We start from the raw sequence: 9,559 nt of genomic DNA, 5'->3' as shown, positions 1-9,559 counted from the left end.
CGGCAGATGTGTGAAAGAGCACGGGGACGACCAAAGGACGGGACCGAGATGAGGAAGGGGGGGGCCGCCTAGGCAAGTCCGGAGCGAACGCTCCGGACCGCAATCGTTGGCGCGCTCACCGCCTGCGCACCCCGTGACGGGCGGCCTACGAAGCAACCACTGCACCAACCAAGAAAGAAATACTCAAGAACTCAAAGGCAAGTCAGCACAGACGCCGCTGGACTCCCTACATCTTGACGACATCCACACCCTTAGGCGCCACAAACCGAAACTCCCCGTCGCCAAGCTTGGGATTGGGAACGATCCCGGAAAGATCCACCCGCGTCGTCTGCCCGAACGAATCCAGCAGCTCCACCCGCACCGGCAGATTGTCCTTCATGCCGATATCCACCCGGGAGAACCCCGCATCCGCCGTGCGCGGCTTCGCCCGCAGCCAATCGATGCCATCCTTGGACGGCAACGCCGACACATCGAACGATTGCTCCAGCGACCCCGACCCGAACAGGATCGCCGCCGGCGACGTCCCGATGGCGGCATCCACCTTGCGCTCGGTCACCTGCGCCAGGTCCGGATCGAACTGGAACACCTGCTTGCCGTCCGAGATCACCAACTGCTCGTAGGGCTTCTGCACCGCCCACTTGAACTTGCCCGGCCGCTGGAACGAGAACACGCCCGTCTGCGCAGGCTGCGTGCGCCCCTGTGTGCTGACGGTGTACTGCGAAAAAGAACCAGTCGCCGCCGTCACCGTGCTCACGAACGCGCGCAACTGTTCCTGCGCCGTGGCGGCCACGGCCGCGGTCGGCACCAACACCGGGGCCATGCACAGGGCCAGGCCGGCGGCCAGGCCACGAAACGTCTTCATCATGCTTCCTCTCGAGCGGCGGCGGGCACCAGGATCTCCCGGTTGCCATTGGACTGCATCGCCGACACGATACCCGATTGCTCCATCTGCTCCAGTAACCGTGCCGCACGGTTGTAACCAATGCGCAGATGCCGCTGCACCAGCGAGATCGAGGCGCGGCGATGCTTGAGCACCACCTCGCAGGCCTGGTCGTACATCGGATCCGACTCGGCATCGCCGCCGATGCCGGTGACGCTGCTGGCGCCTTCGCCGCCATCGCCGTCCAGCCCGCCTTCCAGCAGGCCCTCGACATAGTTCGGCTCGCCCTGGGCCTTCAGGCTTTCAACCACCCGATGCACCTCATCGTCGCCGACGAAAGCGCCGTGCACGCGCACCGGCAGGCCGGTGCCCGGCGGCATGTACAGCATGTCGCCCTGGCCCAGCAGCGTCTCCGCGCCCATCTGGTCGAGAATGGTGCGCGAGTCGATCTTGGACGACACCTGGAACGCAATGCGGGTCGGGATGTTGGCCTTGATCAGGCCTGTGATGACGTCGACGCTGGGGCGCTGCGTCGCCAGGATCAGGTGGATACCGGCGGCGCGCGCCTTCTGCGCCAGGCGGGCGATCAGTTCTTCGATCTTCTTGCCAACCACCATCATCAGGTCGGCCAGTTCGTCGATCACCACCACGATGGTGGGCAACGGCGCCAGCGGCTCGGGCTGGTCGGGCGTCAGCGAAAACGGGTTCGGGATCGGCTCCTCGCGCTTGATGGCATCGCGGATCTTGGTGTTGTAGCCGGCCAGGTTGCGCACCCCCATCTTGCTCATCAGGCGGTAGCGCTTTTCCATTTCGCCCACGCACCAGTTAAGCGCGTTGGCGGCCTGGCGCATATCCGTTACCACCGGCGCCAGCAAGTGCGGAATGCCTTCGTAGACGCTCATTTCGAGCATCTTCGGATCGATCAGGATCAGGCGCGTATGCGAAGCGTCGGCCTTGTACAGCAGCGACAGGATCATGGCGTTGATCCCGACCGACTTGCCCGACCCGGTGGTGCCCGCCACCAGCAGGTGCGGCATCTTGGCCAGGTCGGCCACCACCGGGTTGCCGGCGATGTCCTTGCCCAGCGCCATGGTCACGACCGAATGGCTGGCGTGATAGGTCTGCGAGCCCAGGATCTCGGACAGCTTCACCATCTGGCGGCGCGGGTTGGGCAGTTCCAGGCCCATCAGGTTCTTGCCGGGAATGGTCTCCACCACCCGGATGCTGACCAGGCTGAGCGCGCGCGCCAGATCCTTGGCCAGGTTGACGATCTGGCTGCCCTTGACGCCGGTGGCCGGCTCGATTTCATAACGCGTGATGACCGGGCCGGCCTGCGCCGCCACCACGGTGACGGACACGCCGAAATCGGCCAGCTTCTTTTCGATCAGGCGCGAAGTGAATTCGATGGTCTCGGCCGACACGGTTTCCTGGTTGGCCAGGGGGGGATCGAGCAGGCTGATCGCCGGCAGATCGCCCTCGCCGCCCGGCGGCGGCGCGAAGAACAGCGATTGCTGCTTTTCCTTCTCGACGCGCTCGGACTTGGGCACAACGGTGATCGCCGGCTCGATGCGCACCGGCTGCTCGTGCACCAGTTTTTCCTGCTTGGCCACCACCTGCTCGGTGCGCACGGCCTTGGCCACCTCGCCGACCTTGCGGTCTTCGCGCGCGGCATAGGAATTGCGCATGCGGCGCACCAGCCCCTCGAGCCAGGCGCCGACCCGCTCGGACACGGTCAGCCACGAGAACGAGAAGAACAGGCTCAGGCCGATCGCCAGCATCACCAGGAAGGCCAGTGTGCTGCCGGTGAAACCGATGCTGCGGCTCATCAGGTCGGCCAGGGTGTGGCCAATGACGCCCCCCGCGCCGCTGGCGCTTTCCGAGGCGCCCGGCAGATGGGTGCCTCGGCTGGCCAGGCGCAGGGCTTCCATGCCCAGCGAGCCGACCAGCAACAGCAGGAACCCGATGCCCTCTTCCCAATGGACACGCGGCAGCACTTCCGGTTGCTTACCATTTGTAACGCGAAGATGGCTGGCGAGGCGGCGATAACCCGCGCGCACCCGGTGCAGCAGCAGGACCACCCACCACCAGGCGGAAAAACCGAACAGGTACAGCAGGATGTCCGCCAGGTAGGCGCCGAGGGTCCCGCCCTTGTTGTGGATGACGCCGGCGGGGACGGAATGCGACCAGCCCGGGTCGGCCGCGCTCCAGGTGGCCAGCACCAGGGTGAGCCAGGCCGCCAGGGCGGCGAAGAGGATCCAGCGGGCCTCGCGCAGCAACGCGGAAATACGCGTCTGCAGCGGCGAGGGCCCGTTGCGGGTATTGCGCGAGGCGCGCGGAGAAGCAGTCGAGATACGCGGCATGCGGCTCATTATAATTGGGCGTTAACCTAAAGATACCCGCCCATGTCCACGCCTACGCACGCTAAAGTTTTGATACTCGGATCCGGCCCTGCCGGTTACACGGCGGCCGTCTATGCGGCACGCGCCAATCTGAGCCCCGTCCTTGTTACAGGTCTGGCCCAAGGCGGCCAGCTGATGACCACCACGGACGTCGACAACTGGCCGGCCGACGCCGACGGTGTGCAGGGCCCGGACCTGATGCAGCGCTTCCAGAAGCATGCCGAGCGCTTCAACACCGAAATGCTGTTCGACCACATCGCCAAGGTCGACCTGTCCAAGCGGCCGTTCACCCTGACCGGCGACACCGGCAAGGTCTACACCTGCGACGCCCTGATCATCGCCACCGGCGCCTCCGCCAAGTACCTGGGCCTGCCGTCCGAAGAGGCCTTCATGGGCCGCGGCGTGTCCGGCTGCGCCACCTGCGACGGCTTCTTCTACCGCAACCAGGACGTGGTCGTGGTCGGCGGCGGCAACACCGCCGTCGAGGAAGCCCTGTACCTGTCCAACATCTGCCGCAAGGTCACCCTGATCCACCGCCGCGACAAGTTCCGCGCCGAGCCGATCCTGGTCGACAAGCTGATGAGCAAGGTCGAAAACGGCAACATGGAACTGAAGCTGTTCCACACGCTGGAAGAAGTGCTGGGCGACGACAGCGGCGTCACCGGCGTGCGCGTGCGCCACGTCGACACCGGCGCCACCGAAGACCTGAAGGCCACCGGCGCCTTCATCGCCATCGGCCACCAGCCCAACACCGAGATCTTCCAGGGCCAGCTCGAAATGAAGGACGGCTACATCGTCACCAAGAGCGGCCTGTCCGGCATGGCCACCATGACCTCGGTACCGGGCGTGTTCGCCGCCGGCGACGTGCAGGACCACGTCTACCGCCAGGCCATCACCAGTGCCGGCACGGGCTGCATGGCCGCCCTGGACGCACAACGGTGGTTGGAGAATGCGGGGCAGTAAGGTCGGCGCGGCCGACCTGAAACGCCTCAAGAAAGACCTGCAGGCCGAGCAGGAGCGCGCCGCCCTGGCCCGGCGGGTGGCGGCGTTCAGGCAAGCCGCGCCGTCGGCCGCGGCGCAAACGGACCCGGCCGACGACATGGCCGCGTTCCGGCGCTCCATGCAATCGGTCACGCCGATCCGCCACGTCGCGCGCGTCGAGCACAAGCCGGCGCCCCAGCCCGCGCCGGCCCTGCGCCGCGCCAATGCGCTGGGCGAGACCGCCACGCGCGCCGACACAGGCGTCTCCGACGGCGGCGAAATCACCCACCTGCTGTCCGAGGGCGGCACCGCCTTCGTGCGCAGCGACGCCGCGCCGGACACCGCCCGCAACCTGCGCCGTGGCCAATGGCGCGCCGGCGCCGAACTCGATCTGCACGGACTGCGCGTGGAACAGGCGCGCCACGCCCTGCTGTCCTTCCTGGACGAATGCCAGGAACACGGCATCCGCTGCGTGCGCATCGTGCATGGCAAGGGTTACGGTTCGCAGGGACTGGAGCCGGTGCTCAAGGACAAGGCCCGCACCTGGCTGGTGCAAAAAAATGAGGTGCTGGCATTCTCCGAGGCGCCTGAGCGCGAAGGCGGCGCCGGCGCCCTGCTGGTGCTGCTGCGCCAATCGGAAGGGCCGCGCAAATGAAGTGGCTCTACCTGAGCATCGCCATCATCGCCGAGATCTTCGCCACCAGCGCGCTGAAAGGCTCCGACGGCTTTTCGCGGCTGGCGCCGTCCATCGTGACGGTATTCGGCTACATGATTTCGTTCTATTTCCTGTCGCTCACGCTGCGCGAGGTGCCGGTCGGCATCGCCTACGCCATCTGGTCGGGCGTGGGCATCGTGTTGATCTCGCTGGTCGGCGCGCTGTTCTTCAAGCAGCACCTGGACACCCCGGCGCTGATCGGCATCGGCCTGATCATCGCCGGCGTGGTGGTCATGAACGTCTTCTCGAAGTCCGTCTCGCATTGATCCGGCTGGCCGTGCCCTCGACAGCGACCTGGCGCCGCCGACTGACCGCCTGGCTGTGCCTGGGTTTGCTGAATTTGCTGCTGGCTGGCAACGCCTGGACGCAGGATTTCGACCGGGCCGCGCAGCAGCAGCGCTATCGGGCCTGGCTGGCGGTGTTCAAGCAGGACATGGGCCGGCTGGCGAGCACCCGCCGCCCCTTGTCGGAAGACGAACTGGACGCCATGTTCGCCGGTTCGGTGGTGCCGGGGTCGCGCGGCGCCGCATTCATCCGCCAGACATTCACGCAACGCGCCAACGGCGCCGCGTATGTTCCGCGCCCCGGGCCGCGCCCGGTCTTCATGGCCGTGCTGGACAGCGCCATCCCTGCCGGGCAAGGCGGTCGCTACCCGGAAGACGACCCTGCCCTGGATGCCACCCCGCTGACGGTCTGGTACCTGCATGTGGACGTCGGCGACATGACCAACACCTACCTGCTGTCGGAAAAGCACTTCACGCCTTACCGGCTGCCAGCCCCCGGTACGCTGGCGCGCAACGCCTACCCGTTCGTGCTGATGGATCTGCAGGGCGCCACCCCGCGCCTGGGCGGTATCAGCGCCGAACTCTGGGGCCTGATCACCTACCTGCACAATGCCGCGCATTGATCCCTTCCCGCGGCGCCTGGCACCGGCGTTGCTCATCCTCATGCCCGGACTCGCCGGCGCAGCCTGCGAGCCGCTGGCCGCGTCCGCCCAGCGCCACACCCAGGCCATCGATATCGCCCTGGATGAACAGAACACCCTGCTGGCGCTGGACGGCTCGCGCATCCGCTCATGGCTGCCCAGCGTGACGGTCGAAACCGGTACGCGCGCCCGGCCCGTCATCTGGGCCGAGCGGGTGGACTGGTCGGTATATGCGGCCGCCCCCGACGCGCGCATCGCCGTGACCATGCTGCGCTGGGAGACCCGCGCCGATGGCCGCCCGCGCCTGTGCGGCATCGCCCGCTACGGCGCCGACACGGTAAGCCGGGTGCGGTCGTCGGACCGCGCCAGCCTGCCTCGCCCCGAGGCGGAAACGCGCTTCTACTACGACCATCACGGCCGCCTGGCAGGCTACCAGGAACAGGTGCGCCGGCGGGACGGCGGCGCGGGCCGAGGCGCGCGCTACTGCCTGCGCTACGACGAACAGGGCGAATTGGCGGAACTGAGCGCCAACGGCTGCGCAGCCGCCCGCCCGATGCAGCGTTACGTCCACGCCGCCGGTGGCCGGCTGCTGCGCGTCATCTCCTACCAGCCCCGATCCGGCGACGCCATCGAAGTGACCTCGTTCGATCCGTACGGCCGCGTGGCAGTCCGCTATCGGCGGGAAGTCTCGGTACAGGCGGACAGCGTTCCCGTGCTGGGCCCGCCTTATCGGGACCGCCCCGGCGAGCACGCCATCATGGTGCTGCCCGGGCCCGCGTGGCGTCCCCCCGCGCTGGAGTCGTATCACTATGACTGGGCCATCGTGCAGACGCCCCTGGCCGATGGCGTGCGGGATGTCTATGCGGCAAGGCGCGACCCGGCCCGGGTGCTCGCCCAAGGCAACAGCGGAAGCAACGCCCGTTTCACCCTCACGACCGCGCAACGCAAGCGCGTCTGGGACGCCGCCGGCAAAACGCCCGGCGGGGTGCAATGGCTGTGGGCCCCCGGCCAGATCCATACTTTGCTGCCGGCCATGTCTGCGAAAACCTGGAGCGCCTGCATCGATCCACGCAACCGGCAACCCGATGCCTGCGAGGCGCGCTAGGCGTTCTCCGCCGGCGGCTTCGACGTCCCCGGTTGGCGCAGGTAGTCCACCAGCGCCAGTGTGGCCCGGTCCGGCCGCGGTGTCAGCAGCGACACCACGATGATGGTCAGGAACGCCACCGGCGCGCCGAACACACCGGCGGCGATCGGCTGTATGCCCCACCACAGGTCCACCGGCTGGGTCCGCGAAATCCCCAGCACCCATTCTCGCAGCCAGGGATGCGTATGCGTCATGTATGCAAACGTCGCCAGCAGCCCCGCCGCCATGCCGAGCGTGGCCCCCCATTTGTTGGCCCGGCGCCAGAACACGCCCATCACCAGCGCAGGGAAGAACGACGACGCCGCGAACGAGAACGCCGCCGACACCATGAACAGAATGTCGGCCGGCTTGCGCGCAGCCACCCAGGCCGCGCCAAAAGCCACCACCAGCAGCAGGATCTTGGACACCATCACGCGCCGCGCCGCCGACATGCGTGGAGACACCATCCGATACCACATGTCGTGCGACAGCGAGTTGGACAATGTCAGCAACAGGCCATCTGCGGTCGACAGCGCCGCCGCCAGGCCGCCGGCCGCCACCAGGCCGGAAATCACGTAGGGCAGGCCGCCGATCTCGGGCATGGCCAGCACCACCACATCGGCGCCGATGCTGATCTCGCTGAGCTGCACCACGCCATCGCGGTTGATGTCGGTCACGTCCAGCAGGTTGCTGTCGACCGCGCTCCAGGCATGTATCCAATTAGGCAGGCTGAGGAAATTCGACCCCACCACCTGGGTATAGACCTCGTACTTCACCAGCAGCGCCAGCGCCGGCGCCATGAAGTACAGCAGCAGTATGAACAGCAACGACCAGCACACCGACCGGCGCGCCTCGACCACCGACGAAGTTGTGTATGAACGCATCAGGATGTGCGGCATGCCCGCAGTGCCCAGCATCAGGCACAGCACCAGCGCCAGGAAGTTGATGCGCATGTTGCGCCGTTCCTCGGCGTCGCCCGACGGAAAGGGTTCCGCATGCGGCGTCAGCGGCGCCGCGCGCGCCTCGAAGGTGGCCTTGGCCTGCGACCAGGCGATGCGGGCATCCTCCACCGTCGGCGGGAACGCCGCCAGCTCGCGCTCGACCGAACGGATCTCGACCATCGGCGCGTCGCTGGCATTGAGCTGGGCAAGTCGGCTGCGCAGCTTGTCCTTTTCCAGCGCCCAGGATTCCGGCAGGTCGCGCACCCGCTGCGCCATCTCGTCGGCGCGCTCCTGCCATAACCGGCGCACCTCGATCTCGGCCGGATCGTTCCGCAGGTAGACCTCTTTTTCCGTCACCTGTTGCAGCACGGCCCCGGCCGACAGTTGCGGCACCGGCATGTCGGTATGCTTGATCGACAACCACACCACCGGCACCAGATAGGCAATGACCAGGATGATGTACTGCCCCACCTGGGTCCAGGTAACGGCGCGCATGCCGCCCAGGAACGAACAGACCAGCATGCCGCCCAGGGCCACGAAGATGCCCAGTTCGAATGAAATGCCGGTCATGCGCGTGGTGATGATGCCCACGCCGTAGATCTGCGCGACCAGGTAGGTGAACGAGCAGAGGATGGCGCAGGCCACACCCGCCAGCCGCGGCAGGTTGCCGCCATAGCGCGCGCCCATGAAATCGGGAATGGTGTACTGGCCGAAACGGCGCAGGTACGGCGCCAGCAGCATCGATACCAGCACATAACCGCCGGTCCAGCCCATGATGTATGCCAGCCCACCGTAACCCGTCAGGTAGAGCGTGCCGGCAACCCCGATGAAGGACGCCACCGACATCCAGTCGGCGGCGGTCGCCATGCCGTTGTAGATGGCCGGCACGCGCCGGCCGGCGACGTAGTACTCGACCTGATCCGACGTGCGGCAGACAATGCCGATCCCCGCATACAGGCTGACCGTCACCAGCAGGAACACATAGCCGATCCAGTTGCGCGGCAGGCCCAGGATCTCGGCCAGCGCCATCAGCAGGATCATCAACGCGAAACCGGCCGTATACAGAACGTAGATTCGACGCAGCCGGATGCGGAATTCCTGCGGGGTATCTCCGCCGAAAGGCATCAGCGATTCCCCTTGGTCTCTTCGGCGCGCCGGTCGGCGCGGTTCATGACCCGGGCGTAGATGCAGATGATGATCAGATAGGCCAGCGGCGCGCCGTAGGCCGCCATCCAGAACGAGAACGGCCAGCCGATGAAGTCGAACGACAGGTCGCGAGCGAAATAGGATGGAATGAATGTCAGCGCCGCCCACACGACCACCAGCACGGCGATCAGCCGCATATTGCGGCGCCAATAGCGGGACGGGGGGGACGACTCGGAGGAAACGCGGGATTCCGGCATAGCTGGCGTGAGCGAAACCTGGGGAATATCGCGAAACGCGGCGCTTGAAAAGCCTGGCGCAATGAAATTCGGGCTTTTTATGCGACAACGGCTGGCACTGCCTGGTGCCAGCCGTTGTGCGTTTTGCTTTTCTTGAGTACTGCTACTTTTTTTATGTACCGGTGCCGCCGGTAATTGCCCATGCAGGGCTTT

9 protein-coding genes are annotated in these 9,559 nt (G+C 66.6%); 5 read left to right on the top strand and 4 right to left on the bottom strand.

All coding sequences use genetic code 11. The features are described from left to right. Nucleotides 1-226: 226 nt before the first annotated feature. Both lolA and AC6LKG_RS02305 read right to left on the bottom strand, forming a co-directional pair. Complete coding sequence (lolA, locus tag AC6LKG_RS02310) at nucleotides 227-862, bottom strand: outer membrane lipoprotein chaperone LolA (RefSeq protein WP_498162432.1); 636 nt, start codon at nucleotides 860-862, stop codon at nucleotides 227-229. After that, nucleotides 862-3,240: a DNA translocase FtsK gene (locus AC6LKG_RS02305; protein WP_498162423.1), complete on the bottom strand. Its 2,379-nt coding sequence runs from the start codon at nucleotides 3,238-3,240 to the stop codon at nucleotides 862-864. Before AC6LKG_RS02305 ends, lolA begins: the two co-directional genes overlap by 1 nt. 42 nt (nucleotides 3,241-3,282) lie before the next feature. On the opposite strand from AC6LKG_RS02305, the gene trxB reads away from it, so the two are divergent. Genes trxB through AC6LKG_RS02280 form a run of 5 tightly spaced genes read left to right on the top strand, consistent with a single transcriptional unit; the run spans nucleotide 3,283 to nucleotide 7,005 of the window. Next, entirely contained in the window at nucleotides 3,283-4,242 is a 960-nt protein-coding gene (trxB, locus tag AC6LKG_RS02300; RefSeq protein ID WP_054501713.1) for a thioredoxin-disulfide reductase, read from the top strand. After that, the gene (locus tag AC6LKG_RS02295; protein ID WP_498162421.1) at nucleotides 4,229-4,915 is read left to right on the top strand and encodes a Smr/MutS family protein; all 687 of its coding nucleotides are present in this window, start codon (nucleotides 4,229-4,231) and stop codon (nucleotides 4,913-4,915) included. Before trxB ends, AC6LKG_RS02295 begins: the two co-directional genes overlap by 14 nt. After that, nucleotides 4,912-5,241, top strand: a complete 330-nt coding sequence (locus tag AC6LKG_RS02290) for a DMT family transporter (RefSeq protein ID WP_498162420.1) — start codon at nucleotides 4,912-4,914, stop codon at nucleotides 5,239-5,241. The genes AC6LKG_RS02295 and AC6LKG_RS02290 overlap by 4 nt, the downstream gene beginning before the upstream one ends. Nucleotides 5,242-5,252: 11 nt before the next feature. After that, nucleotides 5,253-5,882, top strand: a complete 630-nt coding sequence (locus AC6LKG_RS02285; RefSeq protein ID WP_498162418.1) for a hypothetical protein — start codon at nucleotides 5,253-5,255, stop codon at nucleotides 5,880-5,882. Nucleotides 5,883-5,922: 40 nt separating this feature from the next. After that, complete coding sequence (locus AC6LKG_RS02280) at nucleotides 5,923-7,005, top strand: hypothetical protein (RefSeq protein ID WP_498162416.1); 1,083 nt, start codon at nucleotides 5,923-5,925, stop codon at nucleotides 7,003-7,005. On the opposite strand, the gene AC6LKG_RS02275 is transcribed toward AC6LKG_RS02280, so the two are convergent. Both AC6LKG_RS02275 and AC6LKG_RS02270 read right to left on the bottom strand, forming a co-directional pair. Further along, nucleotides 7,002-9,089: a sodium:solute symporter family protein gene (locus tag AC6LKG_RS02275; RefSeq protein WP_498162414.1), complete on the bottom strand. Its 2,088-nt coding sequence runs from the start codon at nucleotides 9,087-9,089 to the stop codon at nucleotides 7,002-7,004. The genes AC6LKG_RS02280 and AC6LKG_RS02275 overlap by 4 nt on opposite strands. After that, a complete protein-coding gene (locus AC6LKG_RS02270; protein WP_498162412.1) occupies nucleotides 9,089-9,367 on the bottom strand; it encodes a DUF4212 domain-containing protein in 279 nt (92 codons plus the stop codon). The genes AC6LKG_RS02275 and AC6LKG_RS02270 overlap by 1 nt, the downstream gene beginning before the upstream one ends. Nucleotides 9,368-9,559: the final 192 nt, after the last annotated feature.

Source organism: Achromobacter sp. 46006 (genome assembly GCF_059761975.1).
Note: the sequence above shows the minus strand (reverse complement) of the source record. Positions and strands in the feature narration are given on the sequence as shown.